Below are 24,186 nucleotides of genomic sequence, written 5' to 3'. Positions count from 1 at the left end.
GACCGCTTCCCCAAAGCCTGGCGCGTAACTCCATCCTAATCGAAAGCCCGGAAATCGGCTACGGGGCCGATCCCGGACCACGGCGTTCCGGCCCGGCCCCAGGATGAAGCGAGCGATCCTCCATCGGAGCGGCAACTCGCACGTCCTCCCCGAAACCGAAGCGTTCAGGGCCTGAGCGAGGGCACTTCCCCTGGTATGATTGGGGGAAAGCGGGGGTTGATCCCCGAATGGCCATCCAGGGGTCAGGAGGGCGGAACCGACGATGCTCGGCGATCAGCCTTTGCGACGCGACATTCACCTGCTGGGGGATCTGCTGGGGGAGGTGATCCGGGAGCAGGCCGGGGCGGAGGGCTTCGAGCTGGAGGAGGAGGTCCGCCGGCTCTCCCGCGCCCGGCGCGCAGGGGATGCGACCGCGGAGGGGAAGCTCCGCACCCTGCTGGAAGGCCTGGGGCTGCCGGAGCTCCGGGTGATCGCGCGGGCCTTCACCATCTTCTTCGACCTGGCCAACCTGGCGGAGGACCGTCACCGGGTGCGGGTGTTGCGGGCGCGGGAACAGGCGGCCCATCCGGGGCCGCGCCCCGAGTCCCTCGCCGAGGCCTTCCAGCGGATCCGCGCGGCAGGCGTCTCCCCCGAGGCGCTGCGACGGCTTCTCCAAGCGTTCTCCATCGAGCCGGTGTTCACCGCCCATCCGACGGAGGCGAAACGGCGGACGGTGCGGGGGATCCTGGGGCGGATCCGGGCGATCCTGGCCGAGCTGGACGCCCCGGATCGGCTGCCCCGGGAGCGGGAGGAGCTGCTCCGGCGGCTGCGGGCGGAGCTCACCACGCTCTGGCAGACCGACCTCACCCGGGTGCGTCGTCCCTCGGTGATGGACGAGGTGGAGAACGGCCTCTCGTTCTTCGTCCGCACCCTGTGGTCGCTGACCCCACGGCTGTATCGGGAGTTCCAGGCAGCTCTGCAGGCCAGCTACCCGGAGATCCCGGATCCGCCTCCCCTGTTTCTGCGGTTCGGCTCGTGGATCGGCGGGGATCGGGACGGCAACCCCCGGGTCACGGCGGAGGTGACCGCCCAAACCCTGCGACGCCACCGCCAGGTCGCCCTCTCCCTGCACCTCCAGCAGGCCCGGGAGCTGTTCGTCGCCCTCGGGGTCTCCACCCGCCAGGCCCCCGTTTCCCCAGCCCTGGCTCAGGCCCTGGCGGACGCCGAGGCCCGCTGGCCGGCGATCCGGGAGCGCCTCTCGGCCCTTTCCCCTTATGAGGTTTACCGGCGGTGGATCTCGGTGATCGCCTGGCGCCTGGAGCAAACCCTGGCCTGGGATCCGATGAGCGAACCGCCTCCGGAGGGCGCTTATCGATCGGCCCGGGAGCTGGTCGAGGACCTGGAGCGGATGTGGGAGAGCCTGACGGCCCACCGCGGGGCCCGGATCGCCGAGGGGCTCCTCTGGGACTGGCGGATCCAGGCGCAGGTGTTCGGGTTCCACATCGCCCGGCTGGACATCCGGCAGGAGGCCCGCCGCCACGCGGAGGCGATCGCCGAGCTGCTGGCCGCCGCAGGGATCGGCGCGGATTTCACCCGCCTCCCCGAGGAGGAGCAGCTCGCCCTGTTGACGGAGACCTTGCCCCGGGCGGGATCCATCGCGGCCCAGGCGAACGTGTCCCCGGAGACCGACGAGGTCCTCGCGGTGTTCCGTCTGCTGCGCCGGGCCGCAGCGGCCTACGGTCCGGAGTCCCTGGGACCCTACATCATCAGCATGGCCCGGGGGGCGGCGGATGTGCTGGCGGTGCTGTGGCTGATGAGCGCCGCGAACGATCTCTCCGAGCCACCGGCCTTCCTCCGGGTGGCGCCGTTGTTCGAGAGCATCGGCACCCTGCGGGAGGCTCCGCGCATCCTGGCGCGCATCCTCGCCTGGCCGCTCTACCGAGCGCACCTGAAGCGCCAGGGGGATCATCAGATCGTGATGGTCGGCTATTCCGACAGCACCAAGGACGGCGGGTATCTGGCGGCGGCCTGGGCCCTCTACCGGGCCCAGGCGGAGATCGTCCGGGTGGCCCGGGCCTATGGGGTCACCCTTACCTTCTTCCACGGCCGGGGAGGGGCGCTGGGGCGGGGCGGCGGCCCGGCCGCCCGGAGCATCCTCGGCCTCCCGCCGGACGCAGTGGCCGGGCGGCTTCGCATGACAGAACAGGGGGAGGTCCTGGCGGAGCGCTACGACGACCCCCACATCGCCCATCGGCACTTAGAGCAGGTGATCGGGGCCACCCTGCTGGTCTCCGCGCTCCCCTCCCCGGAGCCTCACGAAGCCTGGGTCGAGGCGATGGAACAGATGAGCGAGGCCGCCTATTGCGCCTACCGGGAGCTGCTGGAAGCCCCGGGGTTCCTCACCTACTTCGAACACGCCACTCCCATCGACAGCATCGAGCAGCTGCCGATCGCCTCCCGTCCGCCTCGCCGGCGGCCGCAGCGGCGACTCGAGGAGTTGCGGGCCATCCCCTGGGTGTTCTCCTGGACCCAGTGCCGTCACCTGCTCCCCGGGTGGTTCGGGCTGGGGTCCGGAGTGGAAGCCTTCGTCCGGCAGGCAGGCCCCGCCGGATGGCAACGCCTGGAGGAGATGCACCAGCGCTGGCCGTTCTTCCGGGCGGTCCTGGCGGACGCCGCCCTGGCGCTGGCGAAGACCGATCTCGGGATCGCCCGGGCCTACGCTGAGCTGGTCCCGGACCCGGCCGCGCGGGAGGCCATCTGGTCCCGAATTGAGGGGGAATATCACCGGACCCGCCGGGCGATCCTGCGCATCACCGGCCTGCCGGACCTGCTGGAGGACATCCCATGGCTGAAGCGCTCCATCCAGGTTCGGAACCCTTACGTGGATCCGTTGAATTTCATCCAGATCCTCCTGCTCCGGCGCTGGCGGGAGCGGCCGGAGGCGGAGGAGCTCCGGGAGGCCCTGTGGCTCACCATCCAGGGCGTCGCCGCGGGCCTGCGCACCACCGGGTAGAGCGTGTCCCCATCCCGCTCAGCCGAAATGAATGTCAGCCCGCAAAGCGAGAGGGGCCAGGGCTTCACGCTCCCTGGCCCCTCGGTGCCTTCACGACTCTTCCAGGAAGAGGGGGATCCGCTCGAAGCGGTTGACGTCCACCAGCCCGATGTCCGTGATCTTGAGCTCGGGGATCACTTCCAGGGCCAGGAAGCTCAGGGTCATCAGGGGGTTGGGGAGCTCGCTCCCCAGGGCCCGGGCCGCCTGCAACACCTCATCCATCTGCCGCCGCACCGCCTCGATGGGCTGGTCGGACATCAGCCCGGCGATGGGCAAGGGCACGAGGGCCAGCACCCGTTCGCCCTCGGCCGCGGCCATGCCTCCGCCGGCCCCGGCCACCGCGCGGGCCGCCGTCAGCATGGAGACGTCGTCCGCCCCTACCACCACCAGGTTGTGGTGATCGTGGGCGACGGAGGAAGCCAGGGCGCCCCGGCGCAGCCCCATCCCCTTCACGAACCCCAGGCCCATCTGCCCGGTTGCCCGGTGGCGCTCGATCACCGCGATCTTCAGCAGATCGCGCGCCGGGTCCGCCACCGCCTCCCCGTCCAGGATCCGCGCCTCCTCGATCAAGTGGCGGGTGATCAGCTGGTCCGGGATGACCCCGATCACATGGATCCGCCGCCCCTGGGCCGGGATGCGGAAGCTCACGCGATCCCAGGCGATGTTCATAGTGCTGCGAAGGGCCACCTTCCGATTGACCGGTTCCCAGAGGGGGCGGCCGTTCTCGGCCACCTGCATCCCGTGGCGGAAGACCATCTCCGGCCGCAGGTCGTAGAGGTCCGAGAACACCACCAGGTCTGCCACGCGCCCCGGGGCGATGGCCCCCCGGTCGTGGAGCCGGAAATGCTCGGCAGGGTTGAGCGTGGCCATCTGGATGGCGATCACCGGATCCAGCCCCAGGCGGACCGCTTTGCGGATCAGGAAGTCGATGTGGCCTTCGTCCAGCAAATCCGCCGGGTGACGGTCGTCCGTGCAGAAGCAGAAGCGACGGCTGTTGGCCGGGGTGATGGCCGGGAGGAGATCCGCCAGATTGCGGGCCACTGAGGACTCCCGGACGAAGACATACATCCCCAGGCGGGCCTTCTCCCGGGCCTCCTCCGCCGTGGTGCATTCATGGTCGGAAGTGATCCCTGCGGCCGCATAGGCCACCAGATCCCGCCCGGTGAGCTGCGGCGCGTGGCCGTCACGGACCACGTGGGCGAAGGCCCGGAGCTTATCCAGCACGACGGGATCGCCCTGGATCACGCCGGGGTAGTTCATCATCTCCGCCAGCCCCAGCACCCATGGGCTGGAGAGCATCGGCTGCAGATCATACCAGTAGAGGGCGGCACCGGAGGTCTCCAGGGGGGAGGCGGGGACGCAGGAGGGGAGCATCACGAAGACGCTCAGCGGATTGTATTTGGCGGCGTTCAGCATGTACCGGATGCCATCCAGGCCCAGGACGTTGGCGATCTCGTGGGGATCGATGATCACGGTGGTGGTGCCGTGGGGGACGACGGCGCGGGCGAACTCCGGCGGGGGGACCATGCTGCTCTCGATGTGGACGTGGGCGTCGATGAAGCCGGGGGCCACGAAGCGGCCTTTGAGATCGATCACCTCCCGGGCGGTGTAACCCTCCCCGATGCCCACGATGTATCCCCCATGGATCGCGATGTCCGCCTCATAGACCTCACCCGTGAACACGTTGACCAGACGCCCTCCCTTGAGGAGCAGGTCGGCCGGCTCCTGACCGCGCGCCAGGCGGATCCGATGGGCCAGCTCCATCATGCGCTCCTCCTTCCCCCAATTTTTTCCGATTATATGCGCTCCACCGGCCTTCTGCGAACCCGATCCTCCCCATCGTCAGGGCCTTCCGGTCCCCCAGGACCACAGGCAGACAGGGTCCGGGCGATCCGCCGGATCGCCGAAACCGGCGATCCCCCGCGGGTCCCCACCCCGCGATGGATCCCGGCCCGACTCCCCCCGCCCGCTTCGATTGCCGAGCCCACGGTCCACAAAAAATTAAGCGAACTTGCTTAATTAGCGACAGAAATATAGAATTTCGCCTGATCCCGACAGAGGGGGGTGGATGGGGGATGTCGGGGCCTGGCGGGGAGATCTTCGGCGTGGGGACCCACCGGCGGGCGAACGCTTCAGCCGGGGGATTCGGGTTCCCCCCGGAGCAGGTGCGGGCGTGGCTTTCGGCGTTGCGCGCAGGCGGATTGCCCGAAGCCGTGGTCCTGAGCACCTGCGAACGGTTGGAGATCTACGGGGTCGGCGCGGCGGACGTCGCGGCCGCGTTCCTGCAACAGGCCCTGGGCATGGGATCCCCCCTCGCCTTGACCCGATGGACCGGATCGACAGCCGTCCGTCATCTGTTCCGGGTGGCCGCCGGCCTGGATTCCACCGCGGTGGGCGAGCCGGAGATCCTCGGACAGGTGCGGGAAGCCCTGACCCTCGCTCGGGAGGCCGGGACGGTCGGCGCGATCCTGGGCCCGCTGTTCGACCGGGCCATCGCCCTGGGCCGGGAGGTGCGTTCTCGAACGGACCTGGGGCGCTTCCCCTCCTCCCTGGCCGCCCTGGCCGTCCAGGAGATCCGGGAACGTGTGGGGCTGGCCGGCAAACGGATCCTGGTGGTGGGGGCGGGGACGATGGGGAGCGCGGTGGTGCGGGCGGTGGGGCGGGACCGGCCGCTTCGCCTTCGGGTGCTCAGCCGCACCCTGGAACGGGCGCGCCAGCTGGCCGAACCCGCGGGCGGGGAGGCCGGGACCCTGACGGATCTGATCTCCAGCCTGATCGAAGCGGATGTGGCCTTCATGGCCCTGGCCGTCCCTCAGCCGATCCTCTCCCGCCCGGAGCTCCACGCGGTGGCGCACGGACGGGGCGCGGCGCCGGCGGATCCCCTGTGGCTGGTGGATCTGGGAGCCCCGCCGAACGTGGACCCGCAGGCTGAGCTCCCGCCTTCCATTCATCGGATCGGCCTGGAGGATCTGCAGGCCCGTGGGAACGCGCGCCGGCAGCGGCTGGAGGCCGCGATCGCGCAGGCTGAGGCGATGGTGGAAGCAGCGGTGCGGGAGTGGGAGGCCGCGCAGCGGAGCCGGGCTGTCGGCCCGCTCATCGCCCGCCTGGAACGCCGGGCGGAGGCGATCCGCCAGCAGGAGCTGGCGTGGCTGTGGCCGAAGCTGGGAGAGCTCACCCCCGCCCAGCGCGCCCGCATCGAGCAGTTCGCCCACCGGCTGGTCCGCAAGCTGCTGCACGCTCCCCTCATCGGTCTGAAGCAGGCGGCCGGGGATCCGCAAGCCCTGGCGCTGTTCCAGGCCTTGTGGCAGCTGGAGGACGATCCCTTCTCTTCGGACGGAGGGGCCTCGCCGTGAGCGACCGCCCGTTGCGAGTGGGCACCCGGGGCAGCGCTTTGGCCCGGGCGCAAACCGAGCAGGTGATCCGCCGGCTCCGCGCCATGCATCCGGAGATCCCGGTGGAGACCGTGATCGTTCACACCAGCGGCGACCGCGGGCAGCGGGAGGTGCGGGGTGCCTTCGTCAAGGAGCTCCAGCACACCCTTCTGGAGGGACGGATCGACCTGGCGGTGCACAGCTTGAAGGATCTGCCCACGGATCCGGTGCCCGGGCTGCGGCTGGCGGCCGTGCTGGAACGGGAAGATCCCCGGGAGGCCCTGATCGCCTGCAACGGATGGACCTGGACGACGCTGCCCGCTGGCGCCCGGGTGGGGACCGGCAGCCCCCGCCGCACCGCCCAGCTGCGAGCGCTCCGGCCGGATCTGGCCTATCTCCCGCTCATCGGGAACGTGGACACTCGCTTGCGGCGCCTGGAGGAGGGGCGCTACGAGGCCATCGTGCTGGCCGTGGCCGGGCTGATCCGCCTGGGGCGCAGCGAGGCCATCACGGAGATCTTCCCCCTGGATCAGGTGCTCCCGGCCCCCGGGCAAGGAGCCATCGCCGTGGAAATCCGGGCGGACGATGCGCGGGCCCAGGCCCTCGCGGAGCGCCTCAACCATCCGCCCACGTGGTGGGCGGTGACCGCTGAGCGCGCCTTCCTGCGCGCCCTGGGCGGAGGCTGTCGGGTCCCCATCGCCGCCTATGGCGAGGTGCGAGGCGATCGCCTATGGCTGGACGGCTTAGTGATCTCCCCGGATGGGAGGCAGGCGATCCGGGATCAGATCGAAGGACCCGCGGAGGCCGCGGAGGAGCTGGGCCGCGCCCTGGCCGAACGGCTCCGGAGCCAAGGGGCGATTCGGATCCTGGAGGAAGCCGGATGAGCCGGACGCCACCGCTGCAGGGATGCCGCGTGCTGATCACCCGACCCCGTCCGGCGGCGGAAGGGCTGGCGGCGCAGCTGGCAGCCCTGGGCGCCATCCCGGTGCTGCTTCCCGCCATCGAGATCCGGCCGCCGGAGGATCCCCGCCCCCTGGAGGAGGCCGTGCGGCAGGCCCTCACCTTCGACTGGATCCTCTTCACCAGCGCCAATGGGGTCCACGCTTTCCTGGAGCGCTGGATCGCCGCCGGCCGATCGCCAGCGGAGCTGGCCCGGGTCCGCCTGGGGGCCATCGGCCCGGCGACGGCCCGCGCCCTTCAACGCTACGGCCTGCAGGCGGCCTACCAGCCGGCGGTCTATCTCTCGGAGGCCATGGCGGAGGGGCTGGGGGAAGTCGCCGGCCGCCGCGTGCTGCTGCCCCGCGCCGACATCGCCCGCCGGGAGCTGGCGGAGCGCCTGCGGGCCCGCGGGGCGGAGGTGGTGGAGGTGGCCGCCTACCGGGTGGCCGCCGCCGGGGATGCGGAGGCGCTGCGCACGGCGCTCAATCCGCGGCCTCACCGGGTGACCTTCACCAGCCCCTCGACCGTGCGGGCCCTGGCCGGGCTGCTGGAGCAACGGGAGGAGATCCGCCCGGCCGACCTGCCCGCCGTGTGCATCGGGCCGGTGACCGCCGCCGAGGCCGTGGCCCTGGGCTTCCCGATTGCGGCAGTGGCCCGGGAGCACACCCAGGAGGGCCTGATCCGGGCCCTGATCGAGAGCTGGGGTCGGAACCCATCTTCGAGCCCGGAGGGCTGAAGAGGGCCGGCCCTCCGGCGATCCCTTGAACCCCATAGGAGGTGAGAGATGGCGCAGGTGCTTTCTTCCATCCGGGTGGAGCCCATCGATCGCTTGCGACGGCTGCGCCGGACGGAGGGGCTGCGGGCGCTGGCCCGGGAGATCTCGCTGACGCCGGAGGACTTCATCTATCCCCTCTTCGTCCGACCCGGGCGGAACGTCCGAGAGCCCATCTCCTCGATGCCGGGCCAGTTCCGTCTCACCGTCGACCGCCTGGAGGCGGAGGTCGAGGAGATCGTCCGCCTGGGCATCCGCGCTGTGCTGCTCTTCGGGCTGGCGGAACGAAAGGATCCAGAGGCCCGGGAGGCCTGGGAGGAGAACGGCCTGGTGCCCCAGGCGATCCGGCGCATCAAGGCCATCGCCCCGGAGCTGGTGGTGATCACCGACGTCTGCGTGTGCGCCTACACCGACCACGGGCACTGCGGCATCGTGCGGGACGGCCGGGTGGATAACGACGCCACGCTGGCCCTGCTGGCCCGCATGGCCCTGGCCCATGCGGCGGCGGGGGCGGATCTGGTGGCCCCCAGCGCCATGATGGACGGCCAGGTCCGGGCGATCCGGGAGGCCCTCGACGAAGCCGGCTTCGTCGACGTGGGGATCATGGCCTACTCCGCGAAGTTCGCCTCCGCCTTCTACGGGCCGTTCCGCGAGGCAGCGGACTCGGCGCCGCGTTTCGGCGACCGGCGGAGCTACCAGATGGACCCGCCGAACGCCCGGGAGGCCCTGCGGGAGATCGAGCGGGATATCGCCCAGGGGGCGGACATCATCATGGTCAAGCCGGCCCTGGCGTATCTGGATGTGATCCGTCGGGCCCGGGAGCGCTTCGACCACCCCCTCGCGGCTTACAACGTGAGCGGGGAATACAGCATGGTGAAGGCGGCGGCGCAGATGGGCTGGCTGGACGAGGAGCGGGCGATGATGGAGATCCTCATCGCCATCAAACGGGCAGGGGCCGACCGGATCATCACCTACTTCGCGAAGGAGGCCGCCCGCCGGCTGCGCCGTTGAAGACCCCCCACCGTGCTCGGAGGAGAGCCTGCGATGGAGAAAACCGTGCTCGGGCACTTCGCCTTCTTCCGTTTGACTGAAGCTTTCTGGGCGCTGCCCGCCGCCCAGCGGCGGGCGCAGGCCGCCGCCTGGTGGGAGCAGATCTCCCGGGCCGCGGCCCGGGCCTACCTGTATCAGGTCTTCCCCACCCGCGTCGAGGCCGATCTCCTGGTCTGGAGCGCGGAGCCTGTGGAGGCGACGGAGACCCCGACCCGGTTCTTCGAGCGGTTCGCCCGGGCCGTTCACAGCTGCCGCACGCTCGTCCAGCCCGTCCTGACCCTGTGGGGCTTCACCCGCCCCTCGATCTACGCCGCCGGGCGCTCCCCCCAGGAGATCGACCCCTTTGAGGAGGATCGCCGACCTTACCTGATCGTGTATCCCTTCGTCAAGACGACGGACTGGTATCTCATGAGCAAGGACGCCCGCCAGGGGATGATGAACGAGCACATCCGGGTGGGGAAACAATACCCGGCGATCCGTCAGTGGTTGCTTTACGCCTTCGGCCTCCAGGACCAGGAGTTCGTGGTGGTCTATGAGGCCGAGGACCTGGTCCTGTTCTCCGACCTGGTTCAGGCCCTGCGGGGCACGGAGGCCCGCCGCTACACCCTGCGGGACACCCCCATCTTCACCGCGCTCTACCGGCCGCTGGAGGCGGCCCTGGACCTGCTCGGATGAGGAGGGCCCCATGCGCTACGCGGAGCGCCCGTTGCTCATCTACTGGGAGCTGACCCGCGCGTGCGATCTGGCCTGCCGGCATTGCCGGGCGGAGGCCATCCCCCAGCGGGATCCGCGGGAGCTCTCCACGGAGGAAGGCTTCGCCCTGCTGGAGCGCCTGACGGCCTTCGGGGATCCCCGGCCCCACCTCGTGTTAACAGGAGGGGATCCTCTGAAGCGCCCGGATCTCTTCGATCTGATCGCGGAGGCCCGGCGCCTGGGCTTTCTGGTGGCGCTGACCCCCAGCGGCACCTACGCCCTCACCGAGGCGGTGATCGACCGGCTGAAGGCCGCAGGGATCTGGATGCTGGCCCTGAGCCTGGATGGGTCCACGGCGACGCGGCACGACGCCCTGCGGGGGGTGCCGGGGAGCTTCGCCCAGACCGTGCGGGCGGCCCGCTGGGCGGCAGCGGCCGGGTTGCCTCTCCAGATCAACACCCTGGTGTGCGCCGAGACCCTGGAGGATCTCCCGGCCATGGTGGAGCGGGTGAAGGAGCTGGGGGCCCGCCGCTGGAGCCTCTTCTTCCTGATCCCCACCGGCCGCGGCCGGCTCCTCCGCGAGATCTCGCCGGAGGAGAGCGAACGCCTGATGCACTGGCTCATCGACCTGGCCCCCCAGGTGCCCTTCGAGATCAAGACCACCGAGGCCCATCACTACCGTCGGGTCCTGGTGCAGCGGGCGAACGGTCATCTGCCTCCCGCCGCGCGCCGCGGGTTTGGGGTTCGGGATGGCAACGGCATCATGTTCATCTCCCACATCGGAGAGATCTACCCGTCGGGCTTCCTGCCCATCCCGCTGGGGAACGTGCGCCGGGAGGACCCGGTGGCCATCTATCGGGAGCATCCCCTCTTCGTCGCCCTGCGGGATCCAGACGCGCTGAAGGGGAAATGCGGGCGCTGTCCTTTCCGGGCCATCTGCGGCGGATCCCGGGCCCGGGCTTACGCCGTCACCGGGGATCCCCTGGAGAGCGATCCCCTGTGCCCGTATCTCCCGGCATAAGGAGGCGGCGATGCAGGCCGAGCGTTCGGAGCAGCTTTTCGCCCTGGCCCAAACCGTGATGCCCGGAGGGGTCTCGAGCCCGGTGCGGGCTTTCCGGGCGGTGGGAGGCACGCCCCGCTTCATCGCCCGCGGGAAGGGGGCTTACCTCTACGATGTGGACGGCAATCGCTACATCGACTACGTGGGCTCGTGGGGCGCGCTGATCCTGGGCCATGCGCATCCGGCGGTGGTCCGCGCCCTGCGGGAGGCGATCCGACGCGGAACCAGCTTCGGCGCCCCCACCGAGGCCGAGCTGGCGCTGGCCCTCCGCATCCGGGAGGCCTTCCCTTCCATCGAAAAAATTCGATTTGTGAACTCGGGGACCGAGGCGACGATGAGCGCGCTGCGGGTGGCCCGGGCGGCGACCGGCCGCTCGAAGATCATCCAGTTCGAGGGGGCCTACCACGGGCATGCGGATTTCCTGCTGGCCCGGGCGGGCTCGGGGCTGGCCACCTTCGGGCTCCCCGCCAGCGCCGGCGTCCCCTCCGCCTGGGTCCAGGACACCCTGGTGGCGCCCTACAACGATCTGGAGGCCGTGGCCGCCCTCTTCGAGCGGTTCCCCGATCAGATCGCCGCGGTGATCGTGGAGCCAGTGGCGGGGAACATGGGGGTGGTCCCGCCGAAGCCCGGCTTCCTGGAGGGACTGCGGGACCTCACCCGCCGCCACGGGGCGCTGCTCGTTTTCGATGAGGTGATCACCGGCTTCCGGGTCGGCCCGGGCGGCGCCCAGGGGCTTTACGAGATAAAGTCGGACCTCACCTGCCTGGGGAAGATCATCGGCGGGGGGCTGCCCATCGGGGCCTACGGGGGACGGGCGGACCTGATGGACCTGGTGGCGCCGGTGGGCCCGGTGTATCAGGCCGGCACCCTCTCGGGCAATCCCCTCTCGATGGCCGCCGGGCGGGCCACCCTGGAGCAGCTCACCCCGGCCCTTTACCAGCAGCTGGAGGAGCTCGCCGCACATCTGGCGGAGGGCCTGCGGGCCGCCGCCGAGGAGGCGGGCGTGCCGGTCCGCATCCACCGGGTGGGCTCCATGCTCAGCGTCTTCTTCACCGAGGCCGAGGTGGTGGATTTCGCGACGGCCTCCGCCACCGACCGCGCCCGCTACGCCCGCTTCTTCCACGCGATGCTGGCTCGCGGGGTCTACCTGCCTCCCTCCCCCCTGGAGGCGTGGTTCGTCTCCGCCGCCCACACCGATGATCACATCGCGCGCACCCTGCGGGCGGCGCGCGCAGCGTTTCGGGAGGTGACCCGTGGCGGCGTTTAACGACCGCTTCCTGCGGGCCTGCCGTCGAGAGCCGGTGGACGCCACCCCGGTCTGGTTCATGCGGCAGGCCGGCCGCTATCTTCCCGAATACCGCGCCATGCGGGAACGGTATGCCTTCCTGGATCTCTGTCGCCAGCCGGAGCTGGCCGTGGAGATCACCCTCCTGCCCCTGCGGCGCTTTGCCGTCGACGCGGCCATCCTGTTCTCGGACCTGACCATCCCCCTCCTGGGCATGGGTATCTCCCTCGCCCTGGAGGAGGGCTCCGGCCCGGTGATCGAATCCCCCCTCCGCCGGGATGCGGATGTGGTCCGCCTGCGGACCCTGGAGCCCGAGGCGGACGTCCCCTTCGTCCTGGAGGCCATCCGCATGCTGCGGGCGGAGCTCACCGTGCCGCTCATCGGGTTCCTGGGAGGGCCTTTCACCCTGGCCTGCTACCTGGTGGAGGGTCGGGCGGCGCGGGATTTCGCCCGGGCGCGGGCCCTGATGTTCGCCGCGCCGGCCACCTGGCACGCCCTGATGGAGCGCCTGACGGAAAGCCTGATCCGCTACGCTCGCTCCCAGATCGCCGCCGGCGTCCACGCCCTCCAGATCTTCGAGAGCTGGATCGGCCTCCTCCACCCTCTGGACTACCGGGCCTTCGTTCGGCCTTACCTGCGCCGCTTGCTGGAAGCCCTGCAGCCGGCCGGGATCCCGCTGATCCTCTTCGGGACCGGGACGGCGGCCCTGCTGGAGGATCTGGCGGAGGCCGGGGCGTCCGTGATCGGGCTCGACTGGCGGGTGCCGCTGGACGTGGCGTGGGCGCGCCTGGGGGATCGGGTGGCCCTCCAGGGAAACCTGGATCCGGCGGTGCTGCTGGCGCCTTTCGAGGTGGTGGCCGCCCATGCGGAGCGGATCCTGCGGCAGGCAGGCGGCCGGCCCGGCCACATCTTCAACACCGGCCACGGGCTGCTGCCGGAGACCCCGCCGGACACCGTGGCCCGCCTGGTGGACTGGGTGCATGCCTATCGAGGGGATCTCCAGGGAGGGCCATGATGCGCGTGGTGATCGTCGGTGGGGGGATCGCCGGGCTGAGCGCGGCGTATTTTCTGGAGCGCGCGATGGCCCCGGGAGGCGGGCCGGTCGAGATCTTCCTGGTCGAACGGGCTTCGCGCCTGGGCGGGAAGATCCTCACGCTGCGGGAGGAAGGATTCATCGTCGAGGGAGGGCCGGATTCGTTCCTCCGGGCGAAGCCCGAGGGGATGGCGTTGCTGCGCGCGCTGGGACTGGAAAGCGAGGCAGTGCCCCCCCGGGCGCGCGCGGTGTATGTGCTGCGCCGGGGCCGGCTTCATCCGATCCCGGAGGCGCTGCTGGCCCTTCGGCCCGATCCGATGGCGGTGCTGCGGGCGGGAGGCCTCCCATGGCGGGGACGACTTCGGGCGCTGCTGGAGCCGTGGGTGCCGCCGCGCCGGGAGGACGGCGACGAGCCCCTGGCGGCCTTCCTGCGCCGCCGTTTCGGCCGCGCCTTCGCCGAGGCCATCGCGGAGCCGCTGACAGCAGGGGTCCATGCGGGGGATCCCGAGCGCCTGAGCGCGCAGGCGCTTTATCCCCATCTCCTCGCCCTGGAGCGGCGCTTCGGCAGCCTGGCCCGGGGGCTGCGGGCCGCTCGCCCCGCTGCACCCTCCGGCCCGGCGTTCGTCTCCCTGCGCGCGGGCATGGAGGCGCTGGTGGACCGGCTGGCCGCTTCCCTTCAGCGAACCCGCATCCTCACCGGGCGCGCGGTCATCGGCCTGGCCCCGCGCCGCGAAGGCCCCGCTTTCCGCTATCTGGCGGCGATGGCGGACGGAGAGACGCTGGAGGCCGACGGGGTGGTGCTGGCCGTCCCGGCCTTCGAGGCGGCGCGGTGGCTGGCCCCCTTCGCCCCCGAGGCCACCGCGCGGCTGCGGGAGATCCCCTTCGTGTCCACCGCAGTGATCACCCTGGCCTTCCGACGGGAGCAGGTGGCCCATCCGCTGAATGGGAGCGGCTTCCTGGTGCCCCGGGGGGAGGCCTTCCCGCTGGCCGGATGCACATGGACGTCCTCGAAGTGGCCGGGGCGGGCGTCGGAAGGCTGCGTCCTGCTGCGCGCCTTCATCGGTCGGGCGGGGGATGCCGATGCCCTCGCGCTGGAGGACCCTGAGCTGATCCGGATGGCGGTGGAGGCCCTGCGCCCGCTCCTGGGCCTGCAGGGGAGTCCGCTCCGCGCCTGGGTGCACCGCTGGCCGGAGGGGATGCCCCAGTATACCGTGGGGCACCTGGAGCGCCTGGCCGCCATCGAGGCGGCGCTGCGCCCCTTCCCCCGCCTGTGCCTCATCGGCGCTTCTTACCGGGGCGTGGGCATCCCCGATCTCATCCGGCAGGCTCGAGAGGCAGTCCGGCTCCTCCTGGGGGAGGAGATGGGCCCTTCGGGACCCCCGCGCTGAACCTCACGTTCGGAGGCGGAGATGGCCCGCATCGGCGTGCTGTTGATGGCCTATGGGACGCCCTCCTCGCTGGAGGAGGTGGAGGCCTACTACACCCATATCCGGGGAGGACGTCCGCCGTCGCCGGGCCAGGTGGAGGAACTGCGGACGCGCTACCAGCGCATCGGCGGGCGTTCCCCCCTTCTGGAGATCACGCTCCGGCAGGCCGAGGCCCTGGCGGCCCGGCTGGCCCGGATCGCCCTCGGCCACTCTTTCCACGTTCGGGTCGGCATGCGCCACGCGCCTCCGTTTATCGAAGAAGCCGTCTCCGGGCTGGTGAGGGAAGGCATCGACCGCCTGATCGCCCTGGCGCTGGCGCCGCATTTCTCCCGCATGAGCGTGGGCGCCTACCACGCCGCGATGCGCCGGGCCCTCGCCGCCCATGCCGCTGTCCTCCCCGTGGTGGAGATCGGGGGCTGGGGCGATCATCCGCTGTTCCTCATGGCCGTGGCGGAGCGCCTGCGGGAGGCCCTGGCGGATCTGCCCGCGGACGCGACCGAGGTGATCTTCACCGCCCATAGCCTCCCGGCCCGGCTGCGCGCGGAAGGGGACCCCTACGAGGTCGAGCTGCTGGACTCGGCGCGGCGGGTGGCCCGGATGGTGGGGTCGACACGATGGCGCTTCGCCTACCAGAGCGCCAGCGCCACCGGCGAGCCGTGGCTGGGTCCGGATCTCCGGGAGGTCCTGGAGGACATCGCCCGCAAAGGGGAGGCCCGGCACGTGGTGGTCTGCCCCATCGGCTTCGTGGCGGACCACCTGGAGATCCTCTACGATCTGGACGTGGAGGCCCGGGAGGCGGCGGCGCGGTGGGGGCTGGATTTCCGGCGCACCCGCTCCCTCAACGACGATCCGCTCCTGATCGAGGCCCTGGCCGCGCTGGTCTGCGAGGCCGTCGCCTGGGGATAGGGCGCTCTCCTCAGCGGGCGGGGGAGGCCCCCTGGAGCATCTGAAGCAAGGCCTCGGCCTCCTCGCGGAACGGGGAGGGCGCGGGGCGCTCCAGGAAGGCGCGCAGGTGCCGCTGGGCCTCCTCCACCTGCCCGATCTGGGCCAGCAGCCGCCCGAGCCAGTAGCGGGCCTCCGGCATATCCGGGGCGATGGCCAGAGCTTGCCGCAGATCCGCCTCCGCGCCCGCGAGATCCCCGCGGAGGAAACGGGCGGCCCCCCGCCCTACGTAAGCCTCCGCGAAGTTCTTCCGCAACCGGAGGGCGGCCTCGAAGGCCCCCTCTGCCTCCTCCAGCCGACCCTGCTGGAGCCGCACCGCGCCCAGCAGATAATGCCCCCGGGCTTCCTGGGGATCCTGAGCCAGGAGCGTCTGGAGCTCGGCCGCGGCCTCGCTCAGCCGGCCGCTCCGGTAAAGCGCCATGCTCAACCCCAGGCGGGCGGATCGATCCGCGGGTGCCCGCCGCAACGCCTCCCGGTAGGCGGCCTCCGCTTCACCCAGGCGGCCGGCCTGGGCGTAGGCCTCCCCCAGCAGGACACGGGCCTCCACCGCCTCCGGGTGCTCCCGGAGGAAGGCCTCCAGGAAGGAGGCGGCCTTCAGGGGATCCCCCTGCCGGAGGGCCTCTCGCGCGGAGGCGAGGCGGGGATCCCGCGTGGGAGTCGGGGAGGGAGGCGGGGCCGCGCGGCAGGCCAGGCCGACGCTCAGCAGGGCCAGGAGGGCCAGCGCCCGTTTCATCCCTCCTCCTGGGCCTGAAGGTTGAGCACGATGACCTGGGTCTCCTCCGGCAGCTCGGACCGAGAGAGCTTCAGGGAGTCCAGCGTCGGGGCCTTCTCGCTGCCCATCTCCTTGAGGAACTTCTGGACGGGGTCCAGCTTGAGGGTCAGCCCGGGCACCCGATAGTGCATGGGGATCACCACCCGGGGCTCCAGGAGGCTGACGACCTCGGCCGCCTGGGCGGCGTTCAGGGCCCCGCCCCCGCCGACGGGGACCAGCAACACATCCACCTCCCCCAGGGCCTCCTCGACCTCGGCCTGAGAGGGGACATGCTGAAGGTCGCCCAGGTGACACACCCGCAGATCCTCCAGCTCAAAGAGGAAGACCGTGTTGCGCCGCTCCCGATCCCGCTTGCGCCGGTTCTCGGGGCGGATGTCCAGGCCGGTGATGAACACCCCGCTGATCTCATACTCCCCGGGCCCGCTCAGGACATGGGGCTCGCCCTTGATGGCGCGGATCGCATTGTGGCCCGGGGCATCGTGGCTCACGGTGACGATGTCCGCCTTCAGGCGGGGCAGATTCAGCCCCACGCTTTTATCATACGGATCCGTCACGATCGTCGCTGTCCGACTGCGAATCCGAAAGCAACTCAACCCAAACCAGGTGATCTCCATCGCCGGAACGCCTCGCTGTCCAGGATCAGGGACCTCGATCTCTATGCGGGGGAATTCTACCACACCCGGTGGGCCCGGCCGCGGATCTCCGCCAGGCACCGGACGCCGTGGGCGCGCATCCACGCCTCCATCTCCTGACGGATCGCCCGGAAGGCCCCCAGGCCGCGGTAGGCCACCGCCGAGCCCACCCCCACCGCGGTCGCCCCGGCCATGAGCATCTCGATGGCATCCTCCCCAGTGAGGACCCCGCCGGTGCCGATGATCGGGATGCGCACGGCCCGGGCGATCTCGTAAACGCACCGGATGGCGATGGGCTTGAGGGCAGGCCCGGAGAGGCCGCCTTCGCGGTTGGTGAGGATCGGCCGCCCCGCCTCGATGTCGATCACCATCCCCGGCATCGTGTTGACGGCGGTGATGGCGTCCGCACCGGCCTCCTCCGCCGCCCGGGCGATGCGGGCGATGTCCGGCACGTTGGGGGACAGCTTGGCGATGACCGGGCAAGAGACCGCCGCCTTCACCGCCGCCACGGCCTCGGCCGTGGCCTGGGGGCTGGCGGCGAACATCTCCCCGTATTCCGCCGCCACGTTGGGGCACGAGAGGTTGAGCTCGATCATGTCGGGCCCCGCCGCCGCCAGGATACGGGCCACCTCCACGAACTCTTCCACGCGGGCGGCGAAGACGCTGGCGATGAGGGGGACGCCCATGGGGGCCAGCTCTTTGCGGGCCTCCGAGAGGATGGCCGCCATCCCTTCGGCTCCCGGGTTGGTCAGGCCCACGGCGTTGATCAGCCCGTGGCCCCAATCGAAGAGGATGGGGCTGGGATGCCCTGCCCGGGGGAGCCGGGTGGCCGACTTGGCGGTGATGGCGCCGGCCCCCAGACGGGCCATCCGGACCATCAACGCCGCGCTGGTCCCCAGGATCCCCGAGGCGAGCACCAGGGGGTTCGACAGACGCACCCCTGCGATCTCACAGGAGAGGTCCAGCGCCGACAGGGTTTCGTCGGAATGCGCCCTCATGCGGAGCCTCCGTCTCGGCCTTTGAGATCCGAGTTCATCCGGAGGATGCGGCAGCCGGGCTGCGCCGCAGCGCCTCCTGGATCCGATCCCGCTCGGCCGGGAGGAGCTTCCCCTCCGCGACCAGGGCGTCCAGCAGGGCGGTGAGGGTGGTGACGGCGTGGACCCGATAGCCGGCGGCCTCCAGCTCCGGCCGCCCGCCCTGCTCCCGATCCACCAGGACCACGATATCGGTGACCCGCAGCCCGGCTTCCTCTAAAACCCGGATGGCCTCCCATTTGCTGGCGCCCGTTGTCAACACGTCATCGAGCACGGCCACTGTCTCGCCGGGGTGGAAGGTCCCCTCGATGCGCTGGCCGGTGCCGTAGGCCTTGGCCTCCCGCCGCGGATACAGCAGCGGGCGCCGCATCCGCAGGGCCACCGCCGTCCCGATGGGCAGGGCGGCGTAGGGGATGGCGGCCAGGCGATCGAAGGTCAGCCGCTCCAGCACCGTAGCATACAGGCCCGCCACCATCTCCAGCAACGCTGGGAAGGCGACCAGCTGCCGCAGATCCAGGTAGATGGGGGAGCGCTGGCCGGATTTGAGGACGAAGTCCCCGAAACGGATGCACCCGGCCTCATACAGCCCGCGGGCCAGGGCGCGGATCGCCCCCGCCTCCGGGGCGGCCTCACGGCCTCGCAACGCCTCCCCCAGCGCCCGGGCAGCCGCCCCCGGATCCGGCGCCTCCAGGATCTCCCGGGAGGCGGCGATCAGGGCGGGGGGCCCGGCCAGGGCCTTCACCGTCTCGACATCACCCCCCTGGGGGCCGATCCCCGGGATCAGGAGCCAGCGATCGGGAGCCAGGCGCCGCAGAGCCGTAAGGGCCGCGGGGACCGTCGCCCCCACCACGAAGCCGATCCGCTCGCTCCCGGCCCATCCCTCTACCTGGCGGGCCAGAGCCTGATAGAGGGGCTCGCCCCGGACCGGCAGCTCCTGCACGACCTCCGCCCCCGGGTTCGAGGTCCGGATCAGGAGGAAGACCCCACGGTCCGCCCGGTCCAGGAACGGCCGAAGGGACTCGGGGCCCAGGAACGGGCTGAGCGTCACGGCGTCCGCCCGCAGGACATCGAAGGCGAACCGCGCGTAGGCCTCCGCGGTCCACCCGATGTCGCCGAACTTCCCATCCAGAATCACCGGGATCTCCGGCGGGATCATCGCGCGGACCATCCGCAGGGTCTCCAGCCCGGAGGTCCCCATGGCGAGGTAGAAGGCCAGGTTGGGCTTGTAGGCGGCGGCGAACTCCGCGGTGGCCTCCACCACCCAGCGCACGAACGCCACGACCGGATCCGGATGCCGGCGCGCCCATGCGGGGAGGCGCTCCGGCACCGGATCCAGCCCGATGCACAGGCCCAGCCCCGAGGGGCCGGTCCGCTCCCGCAACCGGTCGAAGAACGTCATGGTGGACGCCCCCTCTTAAGCCTTGCCCAGCACAGCGGCCAGCAGGGCCATCCGGATGTAGAGGCCGTTGGCCACCTGGCGGAAATAGGCCGCCCGCGGATCCCGGTCCACCGCCGGGTCGATCTCCCCTACCCGGGGCAGCGGATGCATGATGATCATCCGCTCCTTAGCCCGCTTCATCAGCTCCGGGGTGATCACGTAATAGTTCTTCACCTGCTCGTAGGCGTTAAGATCCGTGAAGCGCTCCTTCTGCACCCGGGTCACATAGAGCACATCCACATCCTCGATCACGTCGGCCACGTCGTAGGTCTCATAGACCGGGATCCCCTTCGCCCGCACCTCGTTCATCAGGTCCAGAGGCAGGCGCAGGATCTCCGGCGAGACGAAGGACAGGCGCACGTCATACATCGTGAGCAGCTTGGTCAGGGAATGGACCGTGCGCCCGAAGCGGAGGTCCCCCACCATGGCGATGTGCAGGCCGTCGATGCGGCCCAGCTCCTCCTGGATGGTGAAGAGGTCGAGCAGGGCCTGGGTGGGATGCTCGCCGATGCCGTCGCCGGCGTTGATCACCGGAACATCCGCCACATCGGCGGCGATCTTCGCCGCTCCCACCTCCGGGTGGCGCAGGACGATGACGTCGGAATATTGCTCCAGGGTCTTGATGGTGTCGGGCAGGGACTCGCCCTTGGCCACCGAGGAGAACTGGACGCCCTGGGTGATAGGGATGACGGCCCCGCCCAGGCGCTCCATGGCGGCGATGAAGGAGGAGCTGGTGCGCGTGCTGGGCTCGTAGAAGACGCAGGCCATCACGTAGCCCTTGAGGAGATCGCAGGCACCCACGCGGCGGACCAGCTCCCGCATCTCCTCCGCTACATCGAAGAGATAGGCCAGGTTCTCCCGGTTGAATTGGGAGACCGAGAGGATGTCCTGCATGTAGAAGCCGTTGTTCGGGTTCACCGGCTCGCGCGAAACCGCGCCGTCGAACTGGAACAGGCGAGGTCGGGTCACCATCGTCCACCTCCTTTCAAACTGGATTTCCCGCGAATGCGTTCGGATACCTGTGGATGCGACATCGTTCCACGCGGCAGCAAACAGCGCCGTTTCATGCCGGCGCTCTCGCTTCCGTTTTCCTGTAGGAGGGGCTTTAGCCCCGAATCTCCTATCTTTGATGAGCAATGGGTCGCGGCGAAAGCCGCTCCTACAGAGGATGGATCTTCCTGTAGGAGGGGCTTTAGCCCCGAACCTTCTGTCTTCGACGACGCAAAGGTCGCGGCGAAAGCCGCTCCTGCAGGCATCGATCTTTGTGAGGAGGGCCTCCGCCCGGAATCTCCGTTCACGGATCCGCGAAGAGCACCCGCCCGGAGCCCGGGGGCGCGCGGACCTCTCCGTCTTCAAAGGCCACCCGTCCCTCCAGGACGGTGCGCCGCACCCGGGCCCGCACTGTCATCCCCTCGAAAGGGGTCCACCCGCATTTCGTGAAAAGGCCCTCCCGGGAGATCACCCAGGGACCACCCCATTCGATCTCCACCCACGTCTCCGGGGGCTCCAGCAAGCCGTAGATCCGCCGGGGCCCGGTGGCGGTCAGGCGGACCACATCGGCCAGCTCCAGCCGTCCTTCGGCGACGGCGGTGAGCAGCAACGGCAGCATGGTCTCCAGGCCCGGCACGCCCGGGGGTGGGTTCTCCCCCTGCTTCTCCGCGATCGTGTGCGGCGCGTGGTCGGTGGCTACGGCGTCGACGATGGCGAGGTTCGCCCACAACGTCTCCTGATCCGCCCGCGAGGCCAGGGGCGGGCGCATCTGCCCGAAAGGGCCCAGACGGGGGAGGTCCTCTTCGGTCAGGAAGAGATGATGCGGCGTGACCTCGCAGGTGATCGGGAGGCCCCGCTCCTTCGCCCGGCGGATGAGGAGGATCTCCTCCCGCCGGCTGATATGGCAGAAATGCACCGGCTGGCGGAACAAGGCGGCGAGCCCGATGACCATCGCCACCGTCCGTCCCTCGGCGTGGACGGCGATGGGGCGGTGGCCCGGCCAGGCCTCGAAGTGGCGCAGGAGGGCCGCCAGGCCCTCCAGGCGGAGGGGGCCGTAGGTCGCATCCAGGTAGAGCTTGAGGCCGGCGGCCTGGCGGGCCAGGGCGGCGGCCTCCGCCGCGTTGTCCGCGGTGCCTCCGAGGAAGAGGCCCACCTCGCAGCGGGCCAGGGCCCGGGCCCGACGGACCGCCTCCCGGAACGCGGCCGCGTCGATGAGGGGCGGGCGGGTGTTGGGCATGGCCAGCACCGTCACCACCCCGCCGGCCAGGGCCGCCGCCGTCCCGCTGGCGAAGTCCTCCTTATGGGTTTCGCCCGGATCCCGCAGGTGCACGTGGATATCCGCTGCCCCCGGGAGGCGCAGGGTCGCCATCTTCCTCCTCCGACGCTGAAAAAATCAGGCACCGGGGGCGGAAGCGCCAGCCCGGTGCCTGAAAAACATCCAGAAGGCCCCTGCGGGGTGCGCTCCCCCGCCGGGGCGCTCGCGTTCGGATATGGGGAGGGGATCCCAATCGTTCCCGGCCCATGCCGGGATTCTATGTTGCCACAGCCGCGGCCGCCTGTCAAACGGAACAGCCTGGACCCTGGCATGAAGAATCCATCGCCCCCCTCGGATGGTGGAGGCCGGACCGTTGTCAGGCCCTCCCGGCAGGAGGAGAATTCAAAAGACAGAAGCCTCAGGGATCCCCGGGAGGATGGATCCGATGGAACGTGCGGCGCGATGGGATCGTCTTCGGGAGGAGATGGCCCGGGAAGGGTTGGAGCTCCTGGCCCTGGTCCCCGGCGCGAACCTGTTCTATCTGACCGGCCTCCACTTCCACCGCATGGAGCGACCGATCGTCGCCCTGCTGCCTCGGGAAGGGGAACCCACCCTCATCCTCCCCGCCTTTGAGGTCGAGAAGGCCCAGGGGGCGCCCATCCCCTGGCGCCTGTTCCCCTACACGGACGCCGAGGGGCCCACCTCCGCTTTCCACGCCGCCGCCGCAGTCCTGGGGGGACGCGGACGCCCCATTGCCGTGGAGGCCCTGGGAATGCGCGTGCTGGAGTGGTCCCTGCTGGCCCAGGCCTTCGAAAGCCCCACCCCCATCCCGGCGGAGCCCCTGCTGGCCCGGCTGCGGATGGTGAAGGGTCCGGAGGAGATCGCCGCCATCCGCCGGGCCATCGCCGCCGCCGAAGCCGCGCTGCAACAGTGGCTCCCCGAGGTCCGGCCGGGGATGACGGAGCGGGAGGCCACCCGGCGGCTGATCCAGGCCTGTTTTGCGGCCGGAGCGGATGCGCTGGCCTTCGAACCCATCGTGGTGGCCGGACCCAACGCCGCCCTCCCCCACGCCACCCCTTCGGATCGCCCCATGGGGCCGGGGGAGCTGATGATCGTCGACTTCGGGGTGATCGTGGATGGATACGTCTCGGATCTCACCCGCACCTTCGTCCTTGGGGAGCCGGATCCCGAGACAGCCCGGGTCTATGAGGTGGTCCGGGAGGCGAACGCGGCAGGGCGCGCCGCCGTGCGCCCGGGGATCCCCGCGGAGGCGGTCGATCGGGCGGCCCGCGCGGTCATCGAGGCCGCCGGATACGGAGCCTATTTCCCCCACCGCACCGGCCACGGGCTCGGGCTGGAGGTTCACGAGCCGCCCTACCTGGTCGCGGGGGACGCCACGCCCCTGCAGCCGGGCATGACCTTCACCGTGGAGCCCGGGATCTACCTGCCGGGCAAAGGCGGCGTCCGCATCGAGGATGTAGTGGTAGTCACTGAAACCGGCGGGGAGTCCCTCACGGCTTTCCCCCGGGAGCTCCACTCCCTCTGAAGAGGCACCCCTATGGCCCCAGGGGGATCAGGATCTCCACCTGGGCCTCCGCCCGCCAGGCCTGCAGCTGGGCCTGGATCCGCCGCTGCCGGAGCAGCTCCCGCTGGTCCTCGGAGAGGGGGCGAGCCGGGTCCTTCTCCACCACCCACAGGAGGTGATAACCCCGTGGAGTGGTGACCCATGTCACCTGGCCCGGCGGGGTGGCGAAGGCCGCTTCCTCCAGCTCCGGCACCGCCAGGGTGCCCCGGGCGAACCATCCCAGGTCGCCTCCCAGCTCCCGGGTGGCGGCATCCTCCGAATACCGGCGGGCCAGCTCGATGAAATCCTCCCCCTGCTGCAAGCGGGCCAGCAGCTGCCGGGCCAAATCCTCCTGGGACACCTGGATGTGCCGCGCGTGGACCTGTTCGGCAACCTCTGGCAGGTCCGCCGTCAGCTGCTGGAACACCTTCTGGGCCAGCATGGCCGCGCGCTGGTTACGCCGGAACTCCTCCTCCGTCATCCCCAGGGCGGCGAGGCGTTGGCGGAAGGCCTCTACCCCGCCGCTCTCCTGGATCAGCTGGGCCAGGGCGGCCTCCACCTCCTCCGGAGACACCGTGATCCCCATCCTCGCGGCGTGCTGCTCGATCAGGACCTCCTCGATCATCCCCTCCAGGATCTGACGAGGGAGCGCAGCAAGGCGCTGACGCCCCTCCGCGGACTGGGGGTCCAGGCCGTTGCGGCGCCACTCCTGCTCATAAGCGGCCAGCCGTCTCTCGAACTCCGCGAGGGGGATCGGCACCCCGTTCACCCGAGCCGCGAGGGCCATGGGCGTCGGGGAGGGCAAGGCGGTGGGCGCAACCGGCGTCGACGCGGGGGACGATTGGCATGCGGCGACGCCGAGCATCAGGATGATCAGCCCTCGCTTCCACATCGGTGC

General features: G+C 70.7%; 20 protein-coding genes. 12 read left to right on the top strand and 8 right to left on the bottom strand.

Annotated features, from left to right (window positions below; translation table 11 throughout):
• The first annotated feature begins 262 nt into the window (after positions 1-262).
• Positions 263-2,992: a phosphoenolpyruvate carboxylase gene (ppc, locus tag KNN16_RS13640; RefSeq protein WP_303897632.1), complete on the top strand. Its 2,730-nt coding sequence runs from the start codon at positions 263-265 to the stop codon at positions 2,990-2,992.
• A gap of 90 nt (positions 2,993-3,082) precedes the next feature.
• Here ppc and ade read toward each other — a convergent pair whose 3' ends face one another.
• Positions 3,083-4,798, bottom strand: coding sequence for an adenine deaminase (gene ade, locus KNN16_RS13635; protein ID WP_303897630.1), 1,716 nt, complete (start codon positions 4,796-4,798; stop codon positions 3,083-3,085).
• A gap of 308 nt (positions 4,799-5,106) precedes the next feature.
• Between ade and hemA the strand changes: the two genes are divergently transcribed.
• Genes hemA through hemH form a run of 10 tightly spaced genes read left to right on the top strand, consistent with a single transcriptional unit; the run spans position 5,107 to position 15,567 of the window.
• Positions 5,107-6,384 (top strand): glutamyl-tRNA reductase, encoded by a 1,278-nt coding sequence (gene hemA / locus KNN16_RS13630; RefSeq protein WP_303897628.1) that lies wholly within the window; start codon positions 5,107-5,109, stop codon positions 6,382-6,384.
• Entirely contained in the window at positions 6,381-7,286 is a 906-nt protein-coding gene (hemC, locus tag KNN16_RS13625) for a hydroxymethylbilane synthase (RefSeq protein WP_303897625.1), read from the top strand. The genes hemA and hemC overlap by 4 nt, the downstream gene beginning before the upstream one ends.
• Positions 7,283-8,077 carry a uroporphyrinogen-III synthase gene (locus tag KNN16_RS13620; RefSeq protein ID WP_303897624.1) on the top strand — a complete coding sequence of 265 codons (795 nt, stop codon included), beginning with the start codon at positions 7,283-7,285 and terminating at the stop codon, positions 8,075-8,077. Before hemC ends, KNN16_RS13620 begins: the two co-directional genes overlap by 4 nt.
• A 48-nt stretch (positions 8,078-8,125) precedes the next feature.
• Positions 8,126-9,124, top strand: coding sequence for a porphobilinogen synthase (hemB, locus tag KNN16_RS13615; RefSeq protein ID WP_303897622.1), 999 nt, complete (start codon positions 8,126-8,128; stop codon positions 9,122-9,124).
• Between the two features lie 33 nt (positions 9,125-9,157).
• A complete protein-coding gene (locus KNN16_RS13610) occupies positions 9,158-9,838 on the top strand; it encodes a chlorite dismutase family protein (RefSeq protein WP_303897621.1) in 681 nt (226 codons plus the stop codon).
• A gap of 10 nt (positions 9,839-9,848) precedes the next feature.
• Positions 9,849-10,877 carry a radical SAM protein gene (locus KNN16_RS13605; RefSeq protein WP_303897619.1) on the top strand — a complete coding sequence of 343 codons (1,029 nt, stop codon included), beginning with the start codon at positions 9,849-9,851 and terminating at the stop codon, positions 10,875-10,877.
• A gap of 10 nt (positions 10,878-10,887) precedes the next feature.
• Positions 10,888-12,183: a glutamate-1-semialdehyde 2,1-aminomutase gene (hemL, locus tag KNN16_RS13600; protein WP_303897618.1), complete on the top strand. Its 1,296-nt coding sequence runs from the start codon at positions 10,888-10,890 to the stop codon at positions 12,181-12,183.
• The gene (hemE, locus tag KNN16_RS13595) at positions 12,170-13,216 is read left to right on the top strand and encodes a uroporphyrinogen decarboxylase (protein WP_299283955.1); all 1,047 of its coding nucleotides are present in this window, start codon (positions 12,170-12,172) and stop codon (positions 13,214-13,216) included. The genes hemL and hemE overlap by 14 nt, the downstream gene beginning before the upstream one ends.
• Positions 13,216-14,622, top strand: a complete 1,407-nt coding sequence (hemG, locus tag KNN16_RS13590; protein WP_303897616.1) for a protoporphyrinogen oxidase — start codon at positions 13,216-13,218, stop codon at positions 14,620-14,622. The genes hemE and hemG overlap by 1 nt, the downstream gene beginning before the upstream one ends.
• Positions 14,623-14,643: 21 nt before the next feature.
• Entirely contained in the window at positions 14,644-15,567 is a 924-nt protein-coding gene (hemH, locus tag KNN16_RS13585) for a ferrochelatase (RefSeq protein WP_303897614.1), read from the top strand.
• A 10-nt stretch (positions 15,568-15,577) separates the two neighbouring features.
• On the opposite strand, the gene KNN16_RS13580 is transcribed toward hemH, so the two are convergent.
• The 6 genes from KNN16_RS13580 to KNN16_RS13555 all read right to left on the bottom strand — a co-directional run bounded on the left by KNN16_RS13580 (position 15,578) and on the right by KNN16_RS13555 (position 21,838).
• Positions 15,578-16,336: a tetratricopeptide repeat protein gene (locus tag KNN16_RS13580; protein WP_303897612.1), complete on the bottom strand. Its 759-nt coding sequence runs from the start codon at positions 16,334-16,336 to the stop codon at positions 15,578-15,580.
• Positions 16,333-16,989, bottom strand: coding sequence for an MBL fold metallo-hydrolase (locus KNN16_RS13575; protein WP_299283963.1), 657 nt, complete (start codon positions 16,987-16,989; stop codon positions 16,333-16,335). Before KNN16_RS13575 ends, KNN16_RS13580 begins: the two co-directional genes overlap by 4 nt.
• Before the next feature lie 56 nt (positions 16,990-17,045).
• Entirely contained in the window at positions 17,046-18,005 is a 960-nt protein-coding gene (locus KNN16_RS13570) for a dihydroorotate dehydrogenase (protein ID WP_299283965.1), read from the bottom strand.
• A gap of 34 nt (positions 18,006-18,039) precedes the next feature.
• On the bottom strand, positions 18,040-19,440 hold the full coding sequence (gene pyrF, locus KNN16_RS13565; protein WP_303897606.1) for an orotidine-5'-phosphate decarboxylase: 1,401 nt from the start codon (positions 19,438-19,440) through the stop codon (positions 18,040-18,042).
• Positions 19,441-19,455: 15 nt separating this feature from the next.
• Positions 19,456-20,373, bottom strand: a complete 918-nt coding sequence (gene pyrB / locus KNN16_RS13560; RefSeq protein WP_366972237.1) for an aspartate carbamoyltransferase — start codon at positions 20,371-20,373, stop codon at positions 19,456-19,458.
• Between the two features lie 400 nt (positions 20,374-20,773).
• Positions 20,774-21,838 carry an amidohydrolase family protein gene (locus tag KNN16_RS13555; protein WP_303897603.1) on the bottom strand — a complete coding sequence of 355 codons (1,065 nt, stop codon included), beginning with the start codon at positions 21,836-21,838 and terminating at the stop codon, positions 20,774-20,776.
• A 331-nt stretch (positions 21,839-22,169) separates the two neighbouring features.
• Here KNN16_RS13555 and KNN16_RS13550 point away from each other — a divergent pair, with 331 nt between their 5' ends.
• A complete protein-coding gene (locus tag KNN16_RS13550; protein ID WP_303897600.1) occupies positions 22,170-23,270 on the top strand; it encodes a Xaa-Pro peptidase family protein in 1,101 nt (366 codons plus the stop codon).
• Between the two features lie 10 nt (positions 23,271-23,280).
• Here KNN16_RS13550 and KNN16_RS13545 read toward each other — a convergent pair whose 3' ends face one another.
• Positions 23,281-24,180, bottom strand: coding sequence for a SurA N-terminal domain-containing protein (locus tag KNN16_RS13545; protein WP_303897598.1), 900 nt, complete (start codon positions 24,178-24,180; stop codon positions 23,281-23,283).
• Positions 24,181-24,186 lie beyond the last annotated feature (6 nt).

This window comes from Thermoflexus hugenholtzii (assembly GCF_018771565.1).
In the GTDB taxonomy this organism is placed as follows: domain Bacteria; phylum Chloroflexota; class Anaerolineae; order Thermoflexales; family Thermoflexaceae; genus Thermoflexus; species Thermoflexus hugenholtzii_A.
This window is presented reverse-complemented; position numbering and strand designations above follow the sequence as displayed.